The following is a 22332-nucleotide window of genomic DNA, read 5'->3' on the forward strand; positions in this document are numbered from 1 at the left end:
TATGACCGCGTTCGACGTCGTTTCGCCCGAGGCCATCGCCGAGGGGCGCGCGACGGACGCTTACTTCGACCGGACCGTCGAGTCGCTCTCCCACGCCGGCCGCAACCCCCACGTCGTCGCCGAGGTGACGGCCGACCAGTTCCCGACCGGCGAGTTCGAGGTCCTCGCGGGGCTGAAAGACGCCGCCCACCTCCTCGAAGGGCTGGACGTCGACGTCGCCGCCCTCCCGGAAGGCCAGCTGTTCGACGGGGGTCCCGTCTGCCGGATCGAGGGGCGCTATCTCGACTTCGCCGTCTACGAGACGGCCCTCCTCGGATTCCTCTCGCACGCCTCGGCGGTCGCGACGAAGGCGCTGGAGGCCAAGCTGGCGGCCCCCGACTCGCAGGTACTCAGCTTCGGCACCCGACACGTCCACCCCTCGATCGCCGCGATGGTCGAGCGCAGCGCCCTGATCGGCGGGATGGACGGCATCTCGAACGTCGCCGGCGGCGAGGTGATCGGCCGAGAAGCGGGCGGGACGATGCCACACGCAATGATGATCGCCTTCGGCAGAGGCGAGCAGGCCGAAGCCTGGCGGGCCTTCGACGAGGCGGTCGCGCCCGACGTCCCCCGGATCGCGCTCTGTGACACCTACGAGGACGAGGTCCAGGAGAGCATCCGCGCGGCCGAGACGATTCCGGACCTCGACGGCGTGCGGATCGACACCACCGGTTCGCGGCGGGGCGACTTCCGCCACATCCTCAGGGAGGTCCGCTGGGAGCTGGACGCCCGGGGCCACGCGGACGTCGACATCTTCGCCAGCGGCGGGCTCGGGCCGGCGGCCATCCGGGACCTGCGGGACGTGGCCGACGGCTTCGGCGTCGGCAGCTACGTCAGCAACGCCGATCCGGTGGACTTCGCGCTCGACATCGTCGAGGTCGAGGGCGAACCGGCCGCCAAGCGCGGCAAACTCTCCGGTACCAAGGAGGTCTACCGGACCGCGGACGGCGGCCACCACGTCGGCCTCGCCGACCGCGAGGGGCCGGCCGATGGCGAGGCCCTCATGGAACCGCTCATCGAGGACGGCGAGATCGTGCGGTCGTTCGACATAGACGCGGCGGCGACACGCGCCCGCGAGGACGCGGCGCTCGTTGGATTCGGCGAAGAGTAGTCGGGGAATACGCTCTAAATACCGGAACGGGCGCCCGTCGCGCTCAGAACTGCAGTTCCTGGATCGAGCCTTCCGGCTCGCGCTCGCGGAAGACGCGGCCCTCGAACAGCGAGACGAGGGTGTCCTCGTCCTCCCAGGCGGTCGCCCCGAGGCCGCTCGTGCGGCAGGCGCGGTCGAGGTACTCGGCCTCGCTCCAACCGTTCTCCATGGGGACCGTCGGGTAGAGCCAGCCGCTCTCGGAGCCGCGTTCGACGGCGACGCCGTGGCGGCCGAGTTGGAGGTCCGCGAGCGGGTCGTCGGTGAGGACGACGTTGCCGACGATGCAGACGGAGACACAGAGCGAGGAGAGTTCGGCGGCGTCGACGGCCGACCCGCAGGAGCTCTCGCTCGCGGCGTCGATGGCCGCGTCGACGAGCGCCTCGCCGAGGTGGTCGTCCCACTCGTAGCTGCCGGCGCAACCGCGCAGGCGGCCTCGGCCGTGGGTGTTCTCGAGCCGGACGAACGCGCCGGTCCGGTTGTAGAAGGCCTCCCGCATGCTCCCGAGTTGTTCGCGCTGGCCGTTCTCGACGAAGGACTCGACGGCGTTTCGGACCAGTTCCACCGCGCGCACGCCGTCCGTCTGGGAGAGATCGACCGCTGCCTTTGACATTGGTATTCTTATGGACACCAACTCCTTGAAGATTCCTACATCATCGTTCCGCCCGAACCGGGGGCCGGCCCGACCGAACGCCTTAATCCCGGGGGTCGTCTACTTCTCGGTGGCAGAGGGAGTCCGGCTCCCGTGCCCCGGCCCGCACACGCGCGAGGGGCATGAGGAAAGTCCCCCCACCGTCCGGGCAGGTGACCGGGCGCAAGCCCGGAGCGGGAGACCGCTGGCTCTGGAACAGAAACGAGACCCCTCCGCGGCAGCGATGAGGCGTGCGAACCCGGACCGCAAGGGACGGGGAGTTAACCCGCCGAGCGTTGGGAGGTCTCTGACCTCCATAGGCGAGCGGCGTAGCCGCTCGCCCTAACGTGGCGACTCCGTCGCCACGCCATCGCGGAGAACGGATGGAACGGCGAACCCTCACCGGTGCAAGCCCGCGCCGTCAAGGTAGCCCGGAGACGGGACCTGGTGCGGGTGCGTAGCCGAATGCCGGACCGAACAGAAGGGGGCTTACTCCCCTCAGCCGATCGATATCCCGAGCCACGGCGCTCCCCGGCCGCAATTGACAAGACGCTTCACCGTGAGGATCCGGTAGATGGAGCGTCGCGTGGTCGCCCTGCTGACCGTGTTCGCCGCCGTCGTCCTCGCCGGCTGTACGCTACCGAGCGACGTGCTCGGTTCGGACGTCGAGCCGTGGGACGAGACGGAGTTCGTCGTCGCCGTCGACACCGACGCGCAGGACGATCACGGCGCGTTCGTCGCCGACACGCGCGAGGCGGTCGCGTTCTGGGAGCGAACCGCCGAGGAACACCTCGGTCACCCCGTGCACTTCCGCGTCGAACCGAACGCCAGCGATCCGGACGTGGTCGTCAGCGTCGTCGCCGACGTCGAGGACTGCGGGACGGAGGAACACGTCGCCGGGTGTGCGCCGCTGGCCGACGACCTCCGCCGGCAGGAGAAACCCGTCGACGTGCGGGTCAAGCGCGGCTTCGACCGCGAGTCGATACGGCAGGTCCTCACCCACGAGTTCGGCCACATCCTCGGCCAGGGCCACGACGACCCGCCGGCGTCGGCCATGGCCGCGGAGAGCCAGCTGGCCACCGAACCCCGGCCCGACGCGACCGAGCGGCCGGTCCCCTGGGCCGATCCGGAGCTGACCGTCTTCCTCGACGACCGCAACGTCTCGGCCGCCGACCGCGAGCAGGTGCGCGACCAGGTGGGCCACGCCCTCGACTACTACGAGCGCGGCGCCGACGGAATGGTGCCCGAAAACGTCACCCTCCGGCTGGTCGACGACCGCGAGTCGGCCGACGTCCTGGTCTCCTTCCCGGATCCGCTCCCCTGCGACGGGGTCGAGGAGTCCAGCGCCTCCTGCCGGCAACTGACGGGGGTCGACCCGGACCGCGACGGCGTGAGCGAACGGTACACCCGCGCGGACGTCTACCTCTCCGACATCGACCCCGACGCGGTCGGCTGGCACGTCGGCCGCTGGCTGGGCGACGCGCTCGGGGCCGACGAGACGTCCGACCTCGCGCCGCCGTTCCGCGACGCCTCCTACGAAGAGCGCCGGAGCGAGTGGTGGCGCTAACCCGCCCCGATTCTTCAGCACTCGTCAGGCGCTCGCCCCGCCTGCAGGCTCGCCGGCGGCGTCGGTCCCGCCCTCCCAGGAAGAGTAAAAGCGCACGTTCGAGACGACGAAGCGGGCACCCTCCTCGCCGTCGGTCACCGCGACGTCCCAGCCGTAGGCCTGACAGAGCGTCCGGACCAGGACCAGCCCCATCCCCGCGCGGTCGGCCCGGGTGCTGTAACCGGGGTCGAAGATCCGCTCGCGTTCGCCCGCGGGGACGCCCGGCCCGTCGTCGTCCACGGCGAAGCCGTCCGCCGTCCGGGAGAGTCGAACCGTGACGTCCCGCCCGGCGTACTCGATCGAGTTTTCGAACATCGCCTCGAACAGGCCCTCGAGTTTCTCCGGGTCCGCCGACACCGCCAGGTCGTCGTCGATCTCGACGAGCAGTCGAGCGGATTCGGGGGCGCAGTCGTCCCACGCCGCTCTCGCGGTCGCCGCCAGCGACACCTTCGTCCGCTGGGACCGGCCCCACAGCCAGAGCCCGTAGACGCCGAGCACGGCTCCCAGCCCGCTGACGAACAGCGCCCCCTTCAGGACCGCCTCCGCGACCATCTCCCGAAAGTAGGCGATTCGTGGTGAAAAGTACCATACCCGCATTTTTCGATTCGATACCTGGGGGTCGCAAGAAGCTCTCGGACGAGCAAGGGGTTCTGGCGTTTCGCCTGCTCGCGGTTCGCTCCGCTCACCGCTCGTTAGTCCCGGGATGCTCCCTTCGGTCGCATCCCGCTGCTCACGGGTCACTCCGTTCCCCGCTCGTTGTTCGGAGGACTCGCTGCGCTCGTCCTCCCTGCTCACGGCTCCCGACGGTCGCCGTTCGCTTTTCCGGGGCTCTCACTCCGTTCGAGCCCCCTACTCCCACGCAAACAACCCATCCTCCTGCACCACCTCGCCGTCCACCTCCAGCCGCGACCCCTCGTCCATCCACCGAATCAGGTCCACGTGCACCGCCGACTCGTTGCGCTCGTCCTCGTACCCCTCCGGGAAGTTCGACGCGTAGGCCCGCCCGAGCGCCAGGTGGACCGTCCCGCCCATCTTCTCGTCGAAGAGGATCCGATCGGTTGGCTGGTCGATCCCGCGGTTCATCCCGATCCCGAGTTCGCCCAGCTGCCGGGCCCCCGCGTCGGTCTCCAGGGTCTCCGCGATGGCGGCCTCGCCCTGCGCGGCTGTGAAGTCGACGACCTCGCCGTCCTCGAAGGTCAACTCGACGTCCCGGACCCGCCGGTCCGAGACGGTCATCGGCACGTCGAAGGTCACGGAGCCCTCGACGGAATCGGCTACAGGGGCGGTGAACACCTCGCCGCTGGGGAGATTGTGCGAGTCGTAGGCCACCGAAGCGGCGCTGTTGACGGCGATGCGGTTTGCGATGGACATCGACAGGTCGGTGCCGTCGCCGACGATCCGGACCTCCGTACCGGAATCGAGCAGGTCTTTCAACTGCGCCATCTCCTCGGCCAGCGCCTCCCAGTCCCGGAGGACGGCGTCGTAGACGAAGTCCTGGTACTCCTCGTAGGCCATTCCGGCCTGCTGGGCGAGCGACCGGGTGGGGTGGACGGTGGACACCCAGTCGGTCGCGAGGCGGGCTTCCCGGATTCCCTCGTGGGCACGGGCGGCTGATTGTCGACGGTCACTGGGCACGTCCGCGAGCGCTGTCGTGTTGCGCCCGCCGCCCAGCGAGAGGACGCTATCCGCGCGCTCGTAGAGGGCCAGTTCGTGCTCGGGGTCCTCGTCGAACTCGCCGTCGTGGCCCTGGAGGTACGCCCGCGAGATCTCGTCGGAACCGTAGACGGAGACGAGGTTCGCGCCGCGTGCGCCCAGTTTCTCGGCGACGGCGACGGCCAGGTCGTGTGCCCCCTCCGCCACGCGGAGGACGACGTCGTCGCCGGCCTCGATGCGTGCGCTCCAGTCCACCAGCGTCTCGGCGTGGTCGTCGACGCGTGGGTCCATACCCCGGAGGTCGCGCGGCACGGGCAAAACGGCGGTGGTCCCGTCACGCCGGCAGTTCTGCGAGGAAAAAGAGCGCGGAACTGCCGAGTGGGTCGTCGACCTGGCGCTCCCAGCGGATCTCGAACCCGGCCGCCTGCAGTTGCTCGCGGGTGCGGTCCCGGCCGGGCGTGCTGAAGAACATCCGCTCGTCGCCGCCGAGCCAGCCGCGGCGAACCGTCTCGTAGCGCGCACCACCGACGGTCGTGAGGACGAACCCACCGGGGCGGAGGACTCGCGCGAACTCCCGGTATACCTCTGGGTGGTCAGTCTGTGGGACGTGGAAGACGGCGTGGTAGGCGGTGACCGCGTCGACGGTCTCCTCCCGGAGCGGGAGCCGGGTCATATCGCCCTGGACGAGCCGGGCGTCTGGCACCGCACGCGCGGCCAGATCGAGGCCCGACCGTGCGAAATCCAGGCCGACGCGCTCGGTGCCGTCGAGATTCGCCAGCGTCCGCCGGCCGTCGCCACAGCCCACGTCCAGCACCCGCGCGTCGTCGGGGAGCAGTTCGACGAGTTCCACCAGCAGCGCCACGTCGTTGCCGTCGGTCGGTCGCGTCTGCGCGTACCTCTTCGAGAGTGCCTCCCAGGACTCCCTGACCTGCCTGCGGTCCATGGCTACCGTACGGGCCGGACAGGTATCGACCTTCGGTCGGGCGACCCGGGAGTCGCCGATCGCCGCGTCGGGTTCATACCGCTGCAGATCCAACCCGGGCTGATGCAGTTGCCAACCCCCTACCACCTCGGCGGCCGCTACTACGTCGAGGCCGTCTCCGTCGGCCGGGATACCGAGAGCGAGACCGTGCGCGACTGTCCCAGCTGTGGCGGGCACGTCTTCGACGACGAGTGGCATCTCGTGGCGACGGTCCTCGACCGGGCCGGCGACGCGAGACAGCGCCACGTCTACTGTGGCGACGACTGTTTCCGCGGCTGGCTCCGCCTGTTCGTCGCAGGCTGACTACTCCACCCGGGTGTTGACCCCCGCCGCGACGCGCTCGCCGGGGCGGCGCAACTCGCCGCTTTCGACCTCGTAGACGTAGCCCGTGATCGTCACGTCGTCGGGAATCAGGGGATGGCTCCGGAGGTGCTCCACCTGCGCCGCGCAGGCCTCGTCGATATCGTCGGTCATCTTCACCCACTCCTCGATCCCGGCGCCGCCGATGGTCAACTCGGGCAGGGACGGATCGAGGTCGACGCCGCCGAGGTCGCCCGCCTGGGTCTGGAGGCCGGAGACGACGGCCTCGTCGCTCGCGCTCATCATCCCACAGTCGGTGTGGTTGATCACGATGATCTCATCGGTGTCGAAGAAGTTGGTCGTCAGCGCCGCCGATCGGATCACGTCGTCGGTCACCTTCCCGCCCGCGTTGCGGTAGATCTGGGCGTCGCCCAGGCTGAGTCCCAGGGCGTCCTCGACGGGGATGCGCTCGTCCATGCAGGCGATCACCAGCAGGTTCTCGTCGGTCGGGATCCCCTCGCGGCGCCGCCTGGCCCAGTCCTCGCGTCGCTGGACCCGCTCGTCGACGGCCTCGTGGACGCGGTCGTAGTCGTGTTTGTACTCGTGGTCTGGGGTGGCCATGCGCGGGTCCGTTCCACGTTCCCCGTGATAACCGATAGCGTGCCGGGAAAAGCGGCCGGTAGCTGTGACACCGGGGGGTGAACCATCCACCCGCTGGCGGTTAGCACCAGCATCCGCGCACCGGAGGCGCGCGGTTCACTTCACGCGAGGCTCGTAGAGCCGAGCGTGAAGGAAGTTTTTGTACTAAATTTTTGCGAGGGGGGTGGCGGCGGTGCCGCCACCCCCCCGAAGTAAAAATTTAGGGGTAGACGAGGATCGTCGCCAGGTCGCTCTCGATGACCTCGACCTCCTCACCGGATTCCGCCCGGTGCTCCTCGCGGATCTCGACGGCGTCGCCCGGAACCACGGCGACCTCTCCGCCCAGATCCACCTCGATCTCACCGTCGAGCTGTTTCTGTTGCTTCACGTCCTCGGGGTCGGCGTCCTCCAGCGCTGCGACGACCTGGCCGGCCTGATCGCGGAACTCCGGCCCGATGGTCGCGTGGTCGGGGTCGACCTCGACCGGGACGAGTTCGACCGCGGGCACACCCTCGCGGACGTGGACGGGGGCGTTGACCGCCTCGCTCAGGTCGTAGGTGTCGACGGCGCGCTCGGGCGTCTCCTCGGGGTAGACCTCGATCTTCCCGAGTTCGGCGTTCAGCGCCATGCCGGCGTCGGACTTCCAGCTTCTCACTGTGGCGGCCACGTCGGCGATGAGTTCGCCGGCGATCTCGGCGTCCTCGTCGCGCATGTCGACGTCGGGCCAGTCGGCGGCGTGGACGCTCCCCTCGGTGTGGGGGAGTCCCTGGTAGGCCTCCTCGGTCAGGAAAGGGGCGAAGGGCGAGACCATCCGGAGCGAGGCCGAGAGCGCCGTCGCGAGCGCCTGCTTCGCGGCGTTGGCCTCACCGGGGCGGCCCTCGTAGAGCCGGCCCTTGATGAGTTCGAGGTAGTCGTCGGCGAGGTCGTGCCAGACGAACTCGCGGAGCTCGCGCAACGCGGCGTCGAACCGGTACGCGTCCATGTGCTCGGCCACCGATTCGGCGACCTCGGAGGTCCGCGAGAGGATCCACTTGTCGGCGTCGCGGTAGGCCGGGTCCGGTCGGTCGAGGTCGTCCTCGCTCAGGTGGCCTTCGGCGAACTTCGTGATGTTCCAGATCTTCGTGCCGAACTTGGAGGCGGACTTGACCTCCTTCCACTGGAACTGGATGTCGGAGCCGGGCTGGCCGCCGAGGGCCATCGCCTGGCGGAAGGCGTCGGCGGAGTACTCCTCGACGGCCTCCTCGGGCTGGACGAAGTTGCCCCGGGATTTGGACATCTTGTTGCCGTCCTCGCCGAACACCATGCCGTTGATGAGCGCCTCGTCCCACGGCTTCTCGTCGGCGATGGCGTCGGTCCTGAGGAGCGTGTAGAACGCCCACGTGCGGATGATGTCGTGGCCCTGCTCGCGGAGCGAAGTCGGCTCGAACTCCTCCTCGGGCCACCCTCTGACGTAGAGCGGCGTGATCGAGGAGTCCATCCAGGTGTCCATCACGTCGGTCTCGCCGGTCCACTCGGTGCCCCCACACTCCGGGCACTCCGAGATGTCGGGCCCCTCCTCGGTCGGATTCGCCGGCAGTTCGTCTGCCGTGGCGACGTGGATGTGGTCGCAGTCCTCGCCCTCGCAGAACCAGGCGGGGATCGGCGTGGCGAACACGCGCTGGCGGGAGATGACCCAGTCCCACTCCATCCCCTCGGTCCAGTCCTCCAGGCGGTCGTACATGTGCTCGGGGATCCAGTCGACTTCCCGGGCGGTCTCGAGGATGGCGTCCTGGTCGACCTCGACGAACCACTGCTCCTTCGAGAGGATCTCGATGGGCGTGTCACACCGCCAGCACTGCCCGACCGCCTGCTCGGTCGGTTCGGTGTCGGTGAGGTAGCCCTCGTCGTCGAGGTCGTCGGCGATGGCTTCCTTGGCCTCGTCGATGCCGAGTCCGGAATACTCGTCGGCCTCGTCGTTCAGGTGGCCGTCCTCGGTGAAGACCATCCGCAGGTCGAGGTCGTGTTCGGCCCACCAGGTGACGTCCTGTTTGTCCCCGAAGGTACAGATCATCACCGCGCCGGTCCCGAAGTCGGGATCGGACTCCTCGTCGGCGATGAGTTCGACCTCGTGACCAAAGAGTGGGACCTCGAAGCGGTCGCCGAGGCGGTCCGCGTAGCGCTCGTCGTCGGGGTGGACCGCCATCGAGACGCAGGCCGCCAGCAACTCGGGGCGGGTCGTCGCGATCTCGATGTCCTCGGTGTCCTCGTCGGCGCCCTCGAAGGTGACGTAGTAGAGGGTCCCGTCGACGCCCTCCTCGGTCTCGACCTCGGCGTCTGCGATGGCGGTCTCACAGCGGGGACACCAGTTGACGGGGTGCTCGTCGCGGTAGACGAGGTCGTCGTCGGCCATCTCGACGAAGGAGCGCTGGGTCGTGCCCCAGTACTCGGGGTCCATGGTCCGGTACTCGTGGTTCCAGTCCTGGGAGAACCCGAGCGTCCCCATCGTCTCCTTCATCGCGTCGATCTGGTCCTCGGTGTGCTCGATGCACATCTGCCGGAACTCGTCGCGGGGGACCTCCGTCCGGTGGATCCCCTCGTTCTCCTCGACCTTCACTTCCGTCGGGAGGCCGTGGCAGTCCCAGCCCTGCGGGAAGAGCACGTCGTCGCCCACGAGCCGGTGATAGCGGGCGGCGAAGTCCATGTAACACCAGCCCAGCGCGTTGCCGATGTGGAGGTTGCCCGTCGGGTACGGCGGCGGGGTGTCGACGACGTAGTCCGTATCTGCGTCGCCGGCGTACTCGTACACGTCCATCTCCTGCCACTGCTCGCGCCACTTCGGCTCGACCTGGTCGGGTTCGTAGTTGTCCGGTAGCTCACTCATGATTTAGATTGCGCTGATGGGTCGGCCGTACGGGTACAGAATACGTGCGACTGTCGGCCTCGCTAACGTACTACCGACGACATCAGGCCCATGGGCGTGGCTTCGCCCCGTCGCCTGTATAACTTTTCGCTTTGCGCCACCCCTCGGCCGACAGACCTCTCCCCTGTGCGAGCCGTTCCCACAGTCTGATCGTTGCGGAGCACGTACCGTCGCGGTATGGCGGGAGACACCGTTACCACGAGGGAGGCAGCGGCCGCGGACGCACCGGCGATCCAGCGCGTCGCCCGGGCATCGTGGGAAGGTGCCTACGAGGGGATCCTCGCCGAGGCAGTCACCGAGGCGATGCTCGAGGGCGGGTACTCCGCGACCGCCCTCGAGACTCTGGCGGCGGATCCGGACACCGGACTGTTCGTCGCCGAGGCCGACGACGAGGTGGTCGGATACGCTAACGGCGAACCCGTCGGTGGCGGCGACGGCGAGGTCAGCGTCTACGTCGATCCCGACTACTGGGGCGAGGGCGTCGGGTCCGCGCTGCTGGCCCGGGCAGTCGACCACCTCGACGAGCTGGGCGTCGAGCGGGTCAGCGACGAGGTCCTCGCGGAAAACGAGGTGGGCAACGCGTTCTACGCCAGCCACTTCGCGAAGACCGGCGAGGAGATGGTCGAGATCGCCGGCGAGACCCACCGGGCCAACGTCTACGGCGGCCCGGTCGACGCCGTCTCGCCCTGAGCCGGGCGAACGGCTCGGCCGGCCGAACCACAACCCATACTTCCCTCCCCTCGGACTCCCAGGTATGGAACTCGGCGTCATCGGACTCGGGCGGATGGGCCGCATCGTGGTCGACCGCACGCTTGCGGCCGGCCACGACGTGACGGCCTTCGACATCGACGAGGAAGCCGTCGCGGACGCGGCCGAGGCGGGCGCGACCCCCGCCGACTCGATCCCCGACCTCGCACAGCGACTCGGCGAGGAGAAACGGATCTGGCTGATGGTCCCGGCCGGCGACCCGATCGATGCCGCACTGGAGGAACTCGCGCCCCACGTCGACGGCGACGACGTCATCGTCGACGGCGGGAACTCGAACTTCCACGATTCGGTCCGCCGGGCCGAGTCCACCGAGGCGGCCTTCCTCGACTGTGGGACGTCGGGCGGCCCCGCGGGCGCGGAACTGGGTTTCTCCCTGATGATCGGCGGCCCCGAGTGGGCCTACGAGGAACTGGTGCCCGTCTTCGACGCCGTGGCGACCGGACCCGAGGGCCACGACCGCATGGGGCCCGCCGGCTCGGGCCATTACGTGAAGATGGTCCACAACGGCGTCGAGTACGCGCTGATGCAGGCTTACGGCGAGGGGTTCGAACTGCTGGCGGACGGCCGATACGACCTGGACCTCGAAGCCGTCGCGCGCACCTGGAACAACGGCGCAGTGATCCGCTCGTGGCTGCTGGAACTCTGCGAGGAGGCCTTCCGCGAGGAGGGCAGCGACCTCGGGACGGTCGCGGACCACGTCGCCGGCGGCTCGACGGGCACCTGGACCGTACAGGAGGCGCTCGAACAGGAGGTGCCGGTGCCGCTGATCTATCAGGCCCTCTCCGAGCGGTTCGGATCGCGCGCGACCGACGAAGCGCCGGGGCGGTTCTCCCGACGGCTCGCCAATCGACTGCGGTACGGGTTCGGCCGGCACGAGGTCGCGCGGCGGGAGGAGTAGGTCATTGTACCGTGAGCGCGCTCGTCGCGCTCACGGGCCAAGCTCCGACCATCGGGAGGAGCGCAGGATTTTGGTCCAGCTTTTGCGAGTGAGCGGTGCGAGATACGAACGAAGTGAGTATCTCGATGGCGAACGGCGAAGCCGTGAGCCGCGCGAGCGAACGTGGCAAAAGGTGGTCCCGACGGCACGAGGTCGCGCGGCGCGAGGAGTAGCTGTGGGTCAGCTTTGGGGCGGGAGTTCGTCAGTTAGATAAACCCGTATTCCGTACCGCCGGGCATGGTTAGCACTGTGGGAATCGCGCTCGGTGCGGTTCTGACGCTCGTGGCCGTCGCTCTCCACTACTCGAAGGGGACCGGCTGGGAGACCAACGACGACATCTCCCAGGAGGTCCTCGAGAAGCGGGCGGCGACGGTCCCGGAGACGGAGTTCCCGGAGCCGATGAACCGCTCGATCGGCGGTGGCGGCGTCGCCGCGGGCGCGGTCGCCGGCGGTTCGGAGGGCGAACTCGCCGAGGGCGAAGAAGCGGAAGACGACGGCTTCGACCCCGACGCGATCCCGGACGACGAGATCGAGACGTACGAGATCGAGTTCGCCAAGGAAGGCGAGACCATCGAGATCGCGAACAACGAGAACATCCTCGATATTGGCGAGGACCAGGGCTGGGACCTGCCCTACGCCTGTCGCGAGGGCTCGTGTCTCTCCTGTGCCGGCCACATAGAGGAGGGCCCGGCCGAGGAGTACATCCGGCACAGCAACAACGACACGCTCAACGAGGAGGAGATGGAGAACGGCTACTGTCTGACCTGTACGGCGTACCCGACTGCGGACTTCACGCTGGAGACCGGCGAGCAGCCCTGACGCTTTTCGGTTCACAACGGTTAAACCGACACCTCCGCTATCGATTATCGTGGGCGGCTAGTTCAGTGGACAGAACGCCTGGTTCCGGACCAGATGGTCGGGGGTTCGAATCCCTCGCCGCCCGTCCACCTTTTTCTTCGTCGGGTGACTCGCTTCGCTCGTCACCACTCCTCGAAAAACGTGGGCGAAAAAAGCCGAGTGCTCACTTCGTTCGCACTCGGTGAACCGGCGCGCAGAGCGCGCCGGATGCCTGTTTGAAATTCTTCACCGCAGGTACCGGCCCCCGTCCCTCAATTTTAGATGCCAGTTTGAGGTTACCGATCACGATTTTATAATACTGTGCGCATCTTTATCATCGTCTGATACAAACGCTGAGTCATGTTTGGTGAAGGGAATCAAACGTATCAGCAAGTAGTGGAGCTGGTTGATGCGTGGCGGCCATCACAGAATTACGGTCACGAAAGCAAATTTCAGAAGGAGTTGTCCGAATTTCTGGACGAGGAACTGAACAGGCAAACGGGAGGGATTATGGGCGGGAATGGCGATAATCACGTAGTCAGCCGTGAACGTGGGAACTCCCGCGGTGATGTCGTCATTGATGACCTAGTCGGAATCGAGATGAAACGGCATTTCTCGAACAGCCAGAAGAAGAAACTCCGGGGACAGTTGGAGGACTACGCCGACAATTACCCCTATGTGATCGCTCTCGCCTGTGGTATCGACGACATGGATGGGTGGCGTGAACTAGAGAACAAATTCTCGGGAGGGCGCGGAATGGGAATTGACCAGACGCAGTTCTCGTTCATTATCAAGCGTCGAGAGAATTTCGGCGATGACCACGACCTGGGTAGTGGCGGCGGTTTCGGCGGTATTCCGGGTATCTGAATATGGACGCTACTGATGAAACCATCTGTTACCACGGGGGAGTACACTGATGGCCGAGCAGGACCCGCTTCAGGGACTGCCTGACTGGCTGGTGTTACTGATGATCGTTCTGTTCCTGATCGGGGCTGCTATCGTTCTATACCTGTAGCCGATCACGCACTGCCAGGACGAATCCCTCGCCGCCCGCTTTTCACGAACCGGCGCGCCCTGTGCGCCGGACGCCATCGTAGGATTACCCATGGGCAGACGTGCCGTCGTCCGTGAACGTACAGGACGAGCGTGCAGCACCCGGCGGGGAGTCCGCGAGGCGGCGACCCGGGTGGTGTGACACCGGTCGCGAATTTGAAAATCCTTGATGTGATCGCTGCCCACCAGGGCTCGTCTGCCGGCGGTAGGGCACGGAAAACCCGACTTGGGTGCTGTTACCGGCGAAACGATCGACCGGACTTATCGTGTTACCAATGCTCATGGAAGGCGCCCGAGGTGGGAGCAATGACCAGGAAAGGCACTCTATCTGACAGTATCATGCGTCGAACGCTCCTGAAAGCAGGCACGGTGGGGGCAGGGCTGCTCGCGCTGGGTGGATCCGCGTCCGCGAGCAGTGGCCAGGAGGACGAGAACGGGGGCACACCCGAGGGGGATTCCGCCGTCGACCAACCCGATGGCTTCGAGATCGAGGTCCTCCAGGGGCACACGCCGTTCCCGGACGAACTGGCGGCGACGTTCTCGCTCTCCTTTACCGGCACTGGGGGCGAGGACGAGGGCCCACCGATCGGCGCGCACGCGCACCTCGACGACGATTCGACGATGATCGTCGCCGAGGTGACGTGGGAGCCGGGTGGCACGTCCGGCTGGCACCGCCACCCCGGGGTGGTTTTCGTCAGCGTGCTCGAAGGCGACGTCGAAGTCACCTGGGAGCGAGACTGCGTCCCCCGGACCTACGCGGAAGGCGAGGGGTTCTTCGATCCCGGCGTGATCCACAACGCCGACAATCTGAGCGAGGACGAAGGGGCGCGTGCGTACGCGGTCTTCCTCGGCATCCCCGACGGAGAACCGGCGACGATCTGGGTCGAACCGGTGGACTGCTGACGGTCCCCGCAGTCGAAATCACTCGCCGGTTTCGGCCGTTACCCCAGCAGCCCGCCGCTGGTATCCGTCTCCGAATCCCCGTCGGAACCCTCTAGGAGTCCGCCGTCGGTCGTCGTCTCGTTCTCGATCCCGTCGAGCAGCCCGCCGTCGGTCGTCTCGCTCTCGTCGGTGCCATCGAGCAGTCCGCCGTCGGACTGGTTACCGACGATCCCGTCGAGTGACTCGTTCTCGCCGTCGGAGCTGTCGCCCTCGTCGAGGCCGCCGAGGACGTCTTCGAGCGTCTCGTCGTCGGGCGACCAGTCCGTCCGGTTCCCCGGATCGACGGTCTCGTTGAGACGGTCGAGCAGGTCGCTGGCGTCGAGGTTCGCGTCGAGTGCGGCCTCGCCGGTCAGATTCGCGGCGACGCGGGCACCTGCGAACGCCCGGACGTCGCTTTCGAGCGACGCGGTCACGGACCGGGAGCGGTCGCCGAGGGCCTCGAACGCGGTCGCGGAGACGCCGTACTCGGCGGCGACGCTCTCGGGGAGGTCTGTCGCGGCGCGCTCGCCGCGTTCGGCCAGTCGCTCGCTCGCGGCGGCTTCGACCGAGACCGAGGCGGCGACGTAGGCGTACTCGCCGGCGGAGATCGACCGGTTCTCGGCCGCCGCCCGGATGCGCTCGCGGCGGTCGGAGAGGGCGCCGAGTCGCTCGTCGGTCCGGGCCTCGAGCAGGGAGAGGACCGCAGCGCGTTCGCTGGCGGAGTCGGCGCGGCCGAGCCTGACGAGTAGCGTCCGCGTGTCGATCTCGGCGGCGATGTCGGCTTGCTGACTCCCGACTGTGCCGGCGAGCCGGCTCCCCGACGTGTGGGTGACGTTGGCGGTCGCGCCCTGCGTCCCGCTGGCGTCGTGGTTCGTCGTCGCGGACGCCGCCTGGGCCGACCCGTCGGTCGCGGCGTCGTCGGTCACGGCCGGGCCCGCATCGGCGAGGTAGCCCGCGGCGGGGATGGCGGCGCCGACGACGAGGCAGGCGACGAGCGCGGCGACGACGGTGGTTCGCATGGGATTCATGAGAGGGCCCTCGTGGACTTGTATCCGCAGGTCGCGTGCGCCGGTTTGCAGTCGATTCTATCGAGTTCGCGCGGGGACGCGGTCGCTGGCTCGGCGTGCGTCCGGGTCTCTGGGTGGGTGGGTCGGTCAGTCATCGGTCTCCTCCGGTCTTGCAATGACGTTCTCGCGGCCGAGCCGGAACACCTCGATCTCGCCGTCGTCCCGGAGTCGGCTCACGACTCTGCTGGTCTTCGAGTCGCCCCAGTCGCAGGCGTCGGCCAGTTCCTGCTGTTTCATCCGCCCGCCGCTGTCGTCCAGCGCGGCCAGCGCGCGTTCCCCGTCGCTGAGGAGTTCGGCCGGGGGTCGATCGTCGTCTCCCGCCGCAGTCTCCGCGGCCGCCGGACCCACGGCGGGTGGTGCGCCGTCGTCCGTCGAGCGGCGACGGACGTACAGCACGCCGCTGGCGCCGAGGCCGGCCAGCAGCAGACCGACGAGTCCGACCGCGAGCCACGGGGACCCGCCCGCGCCGGCGGGATCGGGATCGGGATCGGTGCTCTCCTCGGCCACGACGCGTGGTTCCGTCGCGGCGAATCCCAGCTCCCCGTCCCAAGCGACCCGATCGCTGCGCCGGTCGTCCGGTTCCGGGGTGACGCTCGTCGCCTCGTAGCCGTCGGGCCAGGTAACGGTGAGCCGCGTGTCGGGGCCGAGGTAGAACCCGCCGATGGCGTCGCCGATCCGGAGCGTCGAACCGTCCGTGCCGGCGAAGGCCGACCAGCCGAAGCTGTAGGTAACGATGCCGGTCGGCTGGGCCAGTCGCTGTCGCCGGACCGTCACGGTGACGTTCGAGAGCGCCATCTCGCGGCCGGTCTCGTTCTCGGCGGCCCGGACTGTCGGTCGGAGGTCCGCGCCGAAGTCGTCGGTGTAGGTCGAGCGGTTCTCCTCGACGTCCTGTCGGTAGGAGGCGAAGGCCTCCTCCTCGCCCGCCTCGGTCAGGTAGTACTGGTACTGGATCTCCCACGTGGCGTCACCGTCGGCGGCGGTATCGACCCGGATGAGCGTGCTGTCGGCCGACAGCGACTCGTTGTCCGTGCCCGCGGTCTGGGCCTTGGTCGCCGTCGCCGAACCGACGCCGAGCAGGCAGGCGGCGACGAGGATCGCGCTCGCAAGCAGCCACCGGGAAACTCGTCTCATTCCGTCTGTAACGTGATAGATCGGGTATCGGTATTCTATCTTCGGTTGTGAAACGTGGCGCGGAAACGCCCAGCAGCGAAGCGTCAGCGGGGGAATCGGACGTCATGGGGTGGGAGTGTGGGGGATTGGGGTCTGGGGGTTCGGGTGGGGGAGTGTGGGGGTGTTGGGAGCGTTGGGGGTGTGGGGAGGGGCAGATGGGTGGATCCCGCGCTCGACCTGAGGGAGTCGATTACTCCGCGAGCTCGGACTGGAGATCGTCGACCTCCTCACTCAGCTCCTCGTTTGCGTCGCTCAGCTCCTCGCTGGTCTCGTCGTCTACCGTCTCGAGCGCGTCGCTCGCGTCCTCGCGTGCGTCGTCGAGTTCGCCACTGGCCTCGCCGCTGACCTCGGCGTCGACGCTGACGTCAGCGCTGGCCTCGGCGTCGGCACGGGTTTCGCCGTCGGCCTCGGAATCGTTCTCGTCGGCCTCCGCGTCGTTCTCGCTGGAGTCTGCGTCGTTCTCGCTGGAGTCTGCGTCGCTCGACGCGTCAGCGCCGGTCTCGACGCCGAGGGCGCCGAGCAGCTTCGCGACGAAGTCGGGCTTGCCGTCGCCGTCCTTCTGGGACGCGTTGGCGTCGGCCTCGCTCTCGGCGTCGGCCTCGGCGTCAGCGTCGCCCTGGAACGGCAGGTCGATCACGACGCCGAAGGGCAGGGTGACCTCGCCGTCACCCGACACGTCGGCGGAGCCGTTCGCGGCGGCCTCGCCGCGGTCCGCGCGGGCGTCACCGTCGGCCGCAGCGTTCGCCGACGCGTCGGCGCTCACCGAGGCGTCGCCGTCAGCGGAGCCGTTCGCGCTCCCCGCGACCGACGCGGTGACCGCGACGTCGGCCCCGGCCTGGGCCTCGGCGTCGCCGGCCGTCTCGTTCTCCATACTGTGCGTCGCGTCCGTGTTCGCGGCCGCCGCCACGGGCACCGTCGCGGTGAGGACCACCGCGAGCGCCAGCAGCAGCGAACCGATGCGGGTGTTCAGGCGCATTGCATCCCTCGCTTGAGCCGGGAGGTGTATATAAAGGGATGGCGCTGGCGCCGGTTTGGCCACGTTGGCAGCCGATTGCAGCGATTCCGAGACCGTTCACGTCACGCGGTTTCGTTCAACGACACCGAACGACGCCGTTGAACGGTCGAAAGGTATAAATAGGGTGTCAGTCGTCGCCGGTCGCGACGAAGACCGGTCGGTCGGCGTCGAGCAGGACGGCCTGCGTGACGCTCCCGAAGAGGGCCTTCCCGACGGGCGAGCGTTTTCGGCCGTGGACCGCGATGGCGTCGACGTCGAGGTCCCTTGCCGTCTCCAGGATGACGGTCGCCGGGTCGCCGTGTTCGTGGCGGATCCGCGCGGTGATGCCGGCAGCCTCCAGGGCGTCGACGGCCTCGGTGACGCCGTCGGGCACGCGTTCTTCTTCGTAGAGGTCCTCGGAGGAGACCGACTGCCCCTCGTCGTGGACCTCGAACTCCTCGAAGACGTTCAGGACGGTGACTTCGACGTCTTCGGCGCCCGACGGGAGATCGGTGATCGTCTCGACGAGCGCCGACGGATGGTCCTCGGTCGCGAGTAACACGTGATACATAGCTACTCGTTAGAGCGGCCGGTACTTAGTTCGGCGGACCAGCGCAGTCCGGAGCCGCCGGCATCGCGTCGAAACCCTCATCGCCCTCGCAGGTCACGCTGGACCCATGCGCGCCTACCGGATCGCCTACGACGGGCGGCCGTTCCACGGCTTCCAGCGCCAGCCCGACGTGGCGACCGTCGAGGACATTATTCTGTCTGCGCTCCGGGACCTCGACGTGCTGGGAACCGACGCCGACACGCCGCCGGGGTACGCGGCCGCCGGGCGGACCGACGCCGGCGTCTCCGCGGTCGCCCAGACCGTCGCCTTCGACGCGCCCGACTGGCTCTCCCCGGCGGCGTTCAACGGCGAACTCCCGGCCGGGGTGCGAGCCTGGGCGGTCGCCGACGCGCCCGCCGACTTTCACGCGACCCACGACGCCACCCGTCGCGAGTACGTCTACCACCTCCACGCGCCGCCGGCGACCGTCGACGACGACCGCGCGAGGGACGCCCTCGACGCGCTCTCCGGCGAGCACGACTTCCACAACCTGACGCCCGACGAGACCGGGACGGTGCGGGACCTCGACGGCTCGATACGACGTGACGGCGACTTCCTGATCGTCCGGGTCGGCGCCGGGGGGTTCGCCCGTCAGCTGGTGCGCCGGCTCGTCTCGCTCGTCGCGGCCGTCGGTCGGGACGAACGCGATCCGGGCGCCGTCGATCGGGTCCTGGCACCAGAGCCGTTGCCGGGTCCCGCCGGCGTGTCGCCCGCGCCGGCCGAACCGCTGGTGCTCGCGGCCGTGTCCTACCCGGACCTGGATTTCGAGCGCGATCCCGACGCGGCGGCGAGCGCGCGGGCGGTGTTCCGCGAGCGCCGGGTCAGGCACGCGACGCGGGAGCGGGTGGCCGTCGATCTCGCGGCAGGGGTCGAGGGGGCCCCGGACGACGCGTAAAGGCTTACCGCGCCCCCTTCCTACGCCACCGCATGAGTTCGGTTCCCGAGCGCAGCGACATCGACGAGCAGTACAAGTGGGACCTCGAAGCCCTCTACGCCGACGACGAGGCGTGGGAGGACGCCTTCGAGTCCGTCCAGGAACGGCTGTCCGACCTGGAGGCCTACGAGGGCCGGGTGACCGAGGACGCCGGGACGCTGCTCGACGTGCTGGAACTGCGCGAGGAGATCATGCGGAGCGTGTCGAACGTGACCTCCTACGCGCGGATGCGCCGCGACGAGGACACGACGGATAGCCACTACCAGGCGCTGCTCGCGCGGTCGCAGTCGCTGTCCTCGGAGGCCCAGAGCGCCGCCTCCTTTATCGAGCCCGAACTGCAGGCACTGGACCGCGACGACGTCGACGAGATGGTCGACGCCGAACCGGACCTCGAGACCTACGAGCACTACTTCGACGACGTCCTGCGGATGAAAGACCACACCCGCTCGGCCGAGATCGAGAACCTGCTGGCCGAACTGGGCGAGGTCACCGGCGCGGCCGGCGAGGTGTACAACACGCTCGCCAACGCCGACATGGAGTTCCCGGCCGTCGAAGATCCGGAGGGCGAGACCCGGCGGATCACGCTCAACAACTTCACCACCCTCCAGAAGAATCCGGACCGGGCGTTCCGCCGGGAGGTCTACGAGCAGTTCTACGACGAGTGGGCGACGGTCCGCAACGCGGTCGGAGCGGCCTACAAGAACAGCGTCAAGACGGACGGGAAACTGGCCCGGGCGCGCAATTACGACACCGCACGCGAGGCCGCGCTGGACGGTCCGAACGTCCCCGTCGAGGTGTACGACAACCTGGTCGACACCGTTCGATCGAACCTCGACCAGCTCCATCGCCACGCCGACCTCAAGCGCGAGTCGATCGGGGCGGACGAGTTGCGGATGTGGGACCTCTACGTCCCGATGGTCGAGGGCGAGAGCCCCGAGGTCACCTATGAGGAGGCCCGCGAGTACGTCACCGAGGCCGTCGCGCCGCTGGGCGAAGAGTACCAGTCGCGGCTCGCGGAGGGTCTGGAGTCGCGCTGGGTGGACGTCTACGAGACCGACGGGAAGCAGTCGGGCGCCTACAGCGGCGGGACCTACGACTCCCAGCCGTACATCCTCATGAACTACCAGGACGACGTCTCCTCGATGTACACGCTGGCCCACGAACTCGGCCACTCGCTGCACTCACAGCTGACGAGCGAGGAACAGCCCTACGTCTACTCGGGCTACGAGATCTTCGTCGCCGAGGTGGCCTCGACGGTCAACGAGACGCTGCTCACCCACCACCTGCTCGACACCGTCGACGACGAACGGCTGCGCCGGCACGTCCTCAACGAGTACCTCGAGCGGTTCCGGTCGACGCTCTACCGCCAGACCATGTTCGCCGAGTTCGAACACCGCGCGCACGAGCTCTCGGAGGCCGGCGAGGCGCTCACGCCGGACCGCCTGGACGAACTCTATCGCGACCTGAAGGGCGACTACTACGCACCCGCCGAACTCGACGACCGGATCGAACGCGAGTGGATGCGCATCCCGCACTTCTACCGGGCCTTCTACGTCTACCAGTACGCGACGGGCATCAGTGCGGCCGTGGCGCTGGTCGATGAGATCCTCGAAAACGGCGATACGGCCGCCGAGCAGTACGTCGACTTCCTGCGCCGGGGCTCCCGTGAATATCCCCTCGAACTGCTCCGGGGGGCCGGCGTCGACATGGCCTCGCCGGAGCCGGTGGAGTCCGCACTCTCCGTCTACGGCGACTACCTCGACGAGTTCGCCGAGCTGTCCTGAGACGGGGCGAGCGGGCCGATCGCGGCGATCCGTCGGGGATGGCCGCGACCCAAAGGCCCTTTTACGAGCACCCGTTAGCACCGACACTCAGATGTCCCGGAGTCCGTCGCTTCCGGACCGGCCGCGACTCGATCTCGATCCGGAGATGTCTCCGGACGAGCGGCTGGATGCGTTACGGGAGCACTTTATCAAGCTGGAACAGGTCAACGAGGAGCTGACGAGTCAACTCGACGCGGCCCAGGAGCGCCGGGAGGACCTCAGCGGCGAGGTCGACCGCCTCGAACGGGAAAACGAGACGCTCAAGACCTCCTCGCTGTACATCGCCACCGCCGAAGAAGTCACCGACGAGGGCGTCGTCGTCAAACAGCACGGCAACAACCAGGAGGTCCTCACCGAGGTGTCGCCCAACCTCCGCGAGGAACTGGAGGCCGGCGACCGGGTCGCCATCAACGACTCCTTCGCCGTCCAGACGCTGCTCGACGCCGAGACCGACGCCCGGGCGCAGGCGATGCAGGTCGACCACAGCCCCGACGTCACCTACGCCGACATCGGCGGGCTCGAAGAGCAGATCCGCGAGGTCCGCGAGGCCGTCGAGGAACCGCTGATCAACGCCGAACAGTTCCGCGAGGTCGGCATCGATCCGCCCAGCGGCGTGCTCCTGCACGGCCCGCCCGGCACGGGGAAGACGATGCTCGCCAAAGCGGTCGCCAACGAGACCGACGCCACCTTCATCAAGATGGCCGGCTCCGAACTCGTCCGGAAGTTCATCGGCGAGGGCGCACGGCTGGTCCGGGACCTGTTCGAACTCGCCTCCGAGCGCGAACCGGCCATCATCTTCATCGACGAGATCGACGCCATCGCTGCCAAGCGGACCGAATCGAAGACCTCCGGCGACGCCGAGGTCCAGCGGACGATGATGCAGTTGCTCTCGGAGATGGACGGCTTCGAGGACCGCGGCGAGATCCGCATCATCGCCGCGACGAACCGCTTCGACATGCTCGACCGCGCCATCCTCCGCCCAGGCCGGTTCGACCGCCTCATCGAGGTGCCCGAACCGGACGCCGAGGGTCGCGAGCGCATCCTCGAGATTCACACGAAGGACCTCAACCTCGCGGCGGACCTGGACCTGGCCGCCATCGCCGCCGAGACCGACGGGTTCAGCGGCGCCGAACTGGCCAGCCTCACGACCGAGGCCGGGATGTTCGCCATCCGCGACGGCCGCACCGAGGTCCGGATGGCCGACTTCGAGGAGGCCCGCGAGAAGGTCACCGACGCGGACGGATCCGAGACGGGCCCCATCGCCTTCTACTGAGGGTCGCGGGCGGTTTCTTCCGGGATCTGCGACGTGGTATCGCCCAGCA

21 protein-coding genes, 1 tRNA gene and 1 other RNA gene are annotated in these 22332 nt (G+C 68.2%); 13 read left to right on the forward strand and 10 right to left on the reverse strand.

The features are described 5' to 3' along the window. Position 1 precedes the first annotated feature (1 nt). Positions 2 to 1150 (forward strand): nicotinate phosphoribosyltransferase, encoded by a 1149-nt coding sequence (locus tag U5918_RS12505; protein WP_336001688.1) that lies wholly within the window; start codon positions 2 to 4, stop codon positions 1148 to 1150. 43 nt (positions 1151 to 1193) lie between these two features. Here the strand turns inward: U5918_RS12505 and U5918_RS12510 are convergent, their stop codons facing one another. Then, positions 1194 to 1799: a TIGR00296 family protein gene (locus tag U5918_RS12510; protein WP_336001689.1), complete on the reverse strand. Its 606-nt coding sequence runs from the start codon at positions 1797 to 1799 to the stop codon at positions 1194 to 1196. A gap of 111 nt (positions 1800 to 1910) precedes the next feature. Here U5918_RS12510 and rnpB point away from each other — a divergent pair. Together rnpB and U5918_RS12520 are read left to right on the forward strand one after the other, a co-directional pair. Further along, positions 1911 to 2321: RNase P RNA component (gene rnpB, locus U5918_RS12515), an RNA gene on the forward strand. A gap of 70 nt (positions 2322 to 2391) precedes the next feature. Further along, positions 2392 to 3384, forward strand: coding sequence for a M10 family metallopeptidase domain-containing protein (locus U5918_RS12520; RefSeq protein WP_336001690.1), 993 nt, complete (start codon positions 2392 to 2394; stop codon positions 3382 to 3384). Between the two features lie 24 nt (positions 3385 to 3408). Here U5918_RS12520 and U5918_RS12525 read toward each other — a convergent pair whose 3' ends face one another. The 3 genes from U5918_RS12525 to U5918_RS12535 form a co-directional block, all read right to left on the reverse strand. Beyond that, a complete protein-coding gene (locus tag U5918_RS12525; RefSeq protein WP_336001691.1) occupies positions 3409 to 3975 on the reverse strand; it encodes a sensor histidine kinase in 567 nt (188 codons plus the stop codon). A 297-nt stretch (positions 3976 to 4272) separates the two neighbouring features. Next, positions 4273 to 5367 (reverse strand): aminopeptidase, encoded by a 1095-nt coding sequence (locus U5918_RS12530; protein WP_336001692.1) that lies wholly within the window; start codon positions 5365 to 5367, stop codon positions 4273 to 4275. Between the two features lie 43 nt (positions 5368 to 5410). Next, positions 5411 to 6019, reverse strand: a complete 609-nt coding sequence (locus tag U5918_RS12535; RefSeq protein ID WP_336001693.1) for a class I SAM-dependent methyltransferase — start codon at positions 6017 to 6019, stop codon at positions 5411 to 5413. 102 nt (positions 6020 to 6121) lie between these two features. On the opposite strand from U5918_RS12535, the gene U5918_RS12540 reads away from it, so the two are divergent. Next, positions 6122 to 6361, forward strand: coding sequence for a DUF7576 family protein (locus tag U5918_RS12540; RefSeq protein ID WP_336001694.1), 240 nt, complete (start codon positions 6122 to 6124; stop codon positions 6359 to 6361). Here U5918_RS12540 and U5918_RS12545 read toward each other — a convergent pair whose 3' ends face one another. Both U5918_RS12545 and U5918_RS12550 read right to left on the reverse strand, forming a co-directional pair. Further along, complete coding sequence (locus U5918_RS12545; RefSeq protein WP_336001695.1) at positions 6362 to 6979, reverse strand: beta-class carbonic anhydrase; 618 nt, start codon at positions 6977 to 6979, stop codon at positions 6362 to 6364. A 238-nt stretch (positions 6980 to 7217) separates the two neighbouring features. Continuing rightward, positions 7218 to 9857 carry a valine--tRNA ligase gene (locus U5918_RS12550; RefSeq protein WP_336001696.1) on the reverse strand — a complete coding sequence of 880 codons (2640 nt, stop codon included), beginning with the start codon at positions 9855 to 9857 and terminating at the stop codon, positions 7218 to 7220. A gap of 216 nt (positions 9858 to 10073) precedes the next feature. Here U5918_RS12550 and U5918_RS12555 point away from each other — a divergent pair, with 216 nt between their 5' ends. From U5918_RS12555 to U5918_RS12580, 6 genes are all read left to right on the forward strand, one after another. After that, a complete protein-coding gene (locus tag U5918_RS12555) occupies positions 10074 to 10586 on the forward strand; it encodes a GNAT family N-acetyltransferase (protein ID WP_336001697.1) in 513 nt (170 codons plus the stop codon). 64 nt (positions 10587 to 10650) lie between these two features. Further along, positions 10651 to 11562, forward strand: coding sequence for a decarboxylating 6-phosphogluconate dehydrogenase (locus tag U5918_RS12560; protein ID WP_336001698.1), 912 nt, complete (start codon positions 10651 to 10653; stop codon positions 11560 to 11562). Between the two features lie 276 nt (positions 11563 to 11838). Further along, on the forward strand, positions 11839 to 12420 hold the full coding sequence (locus tag U5918_RS12565; protein ID WP_336001699.1) for a 2Fe-2S iron-sulfur cluster-binding protein: 582 nt from the start codon (positions 11839 to 11841) through the stop codon (positions 12418 to 12420). A 51-nt stretch (positions 12421 to 12471) separates the two neighbouring features. Next, positions 12472 to 12544 (forward strand) — tRNA-Arg (locus U5918_RS12570). 254 nt (positions 12545 to 12798) lie between these two features. After that, positions 12799 to 13305 carry a hypothetical protein gene (locus U5918_RS12575; RefSeq protein WP_336001700.1) on the forward strand — a complete coding sequence of 169 codons (507 nt, stop codon included), beginning with the start codon at positions 12799 to 12801 and terminating at the stop codon, positions 13303 to 13305. A gap of 525 nt (positions 13306 to 13830) precedes the next feature. Then, positions 13831 to 14394 (forward strand): cupin domain-containing protein, encoded by a 564-nt coding sequence (locus U5918_RS12580; protein ID WP_336001701.1) that lies wholly within the window; start codon positions 13831 to 13833, stop codon positions 14392 to 14394. A gap of 38 nt (positions 14395 to 14432) precedes the next feature. Here U5918_RS12580 and U5918_RS12585 read toward each other — a convergent pair whose 3' ends face one another. The 4 genes from U5918_RS12585 to U5918_RS12600 form a co-directional block, all read right to left on the reverse strand. After that, the gene (locus U5918_RS12585; protein ID WP_336001702.1) at positions 14433 to 15431 is read right to left on the reverse strand and encodes a hypothetical protein; all 999 of its coding nucleotides are present in this window, start codon (positions 15429 to 15431) and stop codon (positions 14433 to 14435) included. Between the two features lie 135 nt (positions 15432 to 15566). Further along, the gene (locus U5918_RS12590) at positions 15567 to 16610 is read right to left on the reverse strand and encodes a helix-turn-helix transcriptional regulator (protein ID WP_336001703.1); all 1044 of its coding nucleotides are present in this window, start codon (positions 16608 to 16610) and stop codon (positions 15567 to 15569) included. A gap of 229 nt (positions 16611 to 16839) precedes the next feature. Then, positions 16840 to 17625, reverse strand: a complete 786-nt coding sequence (locus U5918_RS12595; protein WP_336001704.1) for a hypothetical protein — start codon at positions 17623 to 17625, stop codon at positions 16840 to 16842. 166 nt (positions 17626 to 17791) lie between these two features. After that, the gene (locus U5918_RS12600; RefSeq protein ID WP_336001705.1) at positions 17792 to 18214 is read right to left on the reverse strand and encodes a universal stress protein; all 423 of its coding nucleotides are present in this window, start codon (positions 18212 to 18214) and stop codon (positions 17792 to 17794) included. 106 nt (positions 18215 to 18320) lie between these two features. Between U5918_RS12600 and truA the strand changes: the two genes are divergently transcribed. The 3 genes from truA (at position 18321) to pan2 (ending at position 22283) form a co-directional block, all read left to right on the forward strand. After that, positions 18321 to 19148: a tRNA pseudouridine(38-40) synthase TruA gene (truA, locus tag U5918_RS12605; protein ID WP_336001706.1), complete on the forward strand. Its 828-nt coding sequence runs from the start codon at positions 18321 to 18323 to the stop codon at positions 19146 to 19148. Between the two features lie 32 nt (positions 19149 to 19180). Further along, positions 19181 to 20971, forward strand: a complete 1791-nt coding sequence (gene pepF, locus U5918_RS12610; RefSeq protein WP_336001707.1) for an oligoendopeptidase F — start codon at positions 19181 to 19183, stop codon at positions 20969 to 20971. Positions 20972 to 21062: 91 nt separating this feature from the next. Further along, a complete protein-coding gene (gene pan2 / locus U5918_RS12615; protein ID WP_336001708.1) occupies positions 21063 to 22283 on the forward strand; it encodes a proteasome-activating nucleotidase Pan2 in 1221 nt (406 codons plus the stop codon). Positions 22284 to 22332 lie beyond the last annotated feature (49 nt).

Source organism: Halorientalis sp. LT38 (assembly GCF_037031225.1).
GTDB lineage: Archaea > Halobacteriota > Halobacteria > Halobacteriales > Haloarculaceae > Halorientalis > Halorientalis halophila.

Excerpts from the sequence above, each read along its gene's own strand:
- U5918_RS12575 (WP_336001700.1), top strand. The coding sequence starts at position 12,799 with ATGTTTGGTGAAGGGAATCAAACGTATCAGCAAGTAGTGGAGCTGGTT.
- U5918_RS12560 (WP_336001698.1), top strand. The coding sequence starts at position 10,651 with ATGGAACTCGGCGTCATCGGACTCGGGCGGATGGGCCGCATCGTGGTC.
- U5918_RS12510 (WP_336001689.1), bottom strand. The coding sequence starts at position 1,799 with ATGTCAAAGGCAGCGGTCGATCTCTCCCAGACGGACGGCGTGCGCGCG.
- pan2 (WP_336001708.1), top strand. The coding sequence starts at position 21,063 with ATGTCCCGGAGTCCGTCGCTTCCGGACCGGCCGCGACTCGATCTCGAT.
- U5918_RS12585 (WP_336001702.1), bottom strand. The coding sequence starts at position 15,431 with ATGCGAACCACCGTCGTCGCCGCGCTCGTCGCCTGCCTCGTCGTCGGC.
- pepF (WP_336001707.1), top strand. The coding sequence starts at position 19,181 with ATGAGTTCGGTTCCCGAGCGCAGCGACATCGACGAGCAGTACAAGTGG.
- U5918_RS12545 (WP_336001695.1), bottom strand. The coding sequence starts at position 6,979 with ATGGCCACCCCAGACCACGAGTACAAACACGACTACGACCGCGTCCAC.
- U5918_RS12505 (WP_336001688.1), top strand. The coding sequence starts at position 2 with ATGACCGCGTTCGACGTCGTTTCGCCCGAGGCCATCGCCGAGGGGCGC.
- U5918_RS12590 (WP_336001703.1), bottom strand. The coding sequence starts at position 16,610 with ATGAGACGAGTTTCCCGGTGGCTGCTTGCGAGCGCGATCCTCGTCGCC.
- U5918_RS12595 (WP_336001704.1), bottom strand. The coding sequence starts at position 17,625 with ATGCGCCTGAACACCCGCATCGGTTCGCTGCTGCTGGCGCTCGCGGTG.
- U5918_RS12555 (WP_336001697.1), top strand. The coding sequence starts at position 10,074 with ATGGCGGGAGACACCGTTACCACGAGGGAGGCAGCGGCCGCGGACGCA.
- U5918_RS12540 (WP_336001694.1), top strand. The coding sequence starts at position 6,122 with ATGCAGTTGCCAACCCCCTACCACCTCGGCGGCCGCTACTACGTCGAG.
- U5918_RS12535 (WP_336001693.1), bottom strand. The coding sequence starts at position 6,019 with ATGGACCGCAGGCAGGTCAGGGAGTCCTGGGAGGCACTCTCGAAGAGG.
- U5918_RS12600 (WP_336001705.1), bottom strand. The coding sequence starts at position 18,214 with ATGTATCACGTGTTACTCGCGACCGAGGACCATCCGTCGGCGCTCGTC.
- U5918_RS12530 (WP_336001692.1), bottom strand. The coding sequence starts at position 5,367 with ATGGACCCACGCGTCGACGACCACGCCGAGACGCTGGTGGACTGGAGC.
- truA (WP_336001706.1), top strand. The coding sequence starts at position 18,321 with ATGCGCGCCTACCGGATCGCCTACGACGGGCGGCCGTTCCACGGCTTC.
- U5918_RS12525 (WP_336001691.1), bottom strand. The coding sequence starts at position 3,975 with ATGGTCGCGGAGGCGGTCCTGAAGGGGGCGCTGTTCGTCAGCGGGCTG.
- U5918_RS12580 (WP_336001701.1), top strand. The coding sequence starts at position 13,831 with ATGCGTCGAACGCTCCTGAAAGCAGGCACGGTGGGGGCAGGGCTGCTC.
- U5918_RS12565 (WP_336001699.1), top strand. The coding sequence starts at position 11,839 with ATGGTTAGCACTGTGGGAATCGCGCTCGGTGCGGTTCTGACGCTCGTG.
- U5918_RS12520 (WP_336001690.1), top strand. The coding sequence starts at position 2,392 with ATGGAGCGTCGCGTGGTCGCCCTGCTGACCGTGTTCGCCGCCGTCGTC.
- U5918_RS12550 (WP_336001696.1), bottom strand. The coding sequence starts at position 9,857 with ATGAGTGAGCTACCGGACAACTACGAACCCGACCAGGTCGAGCCGAAG.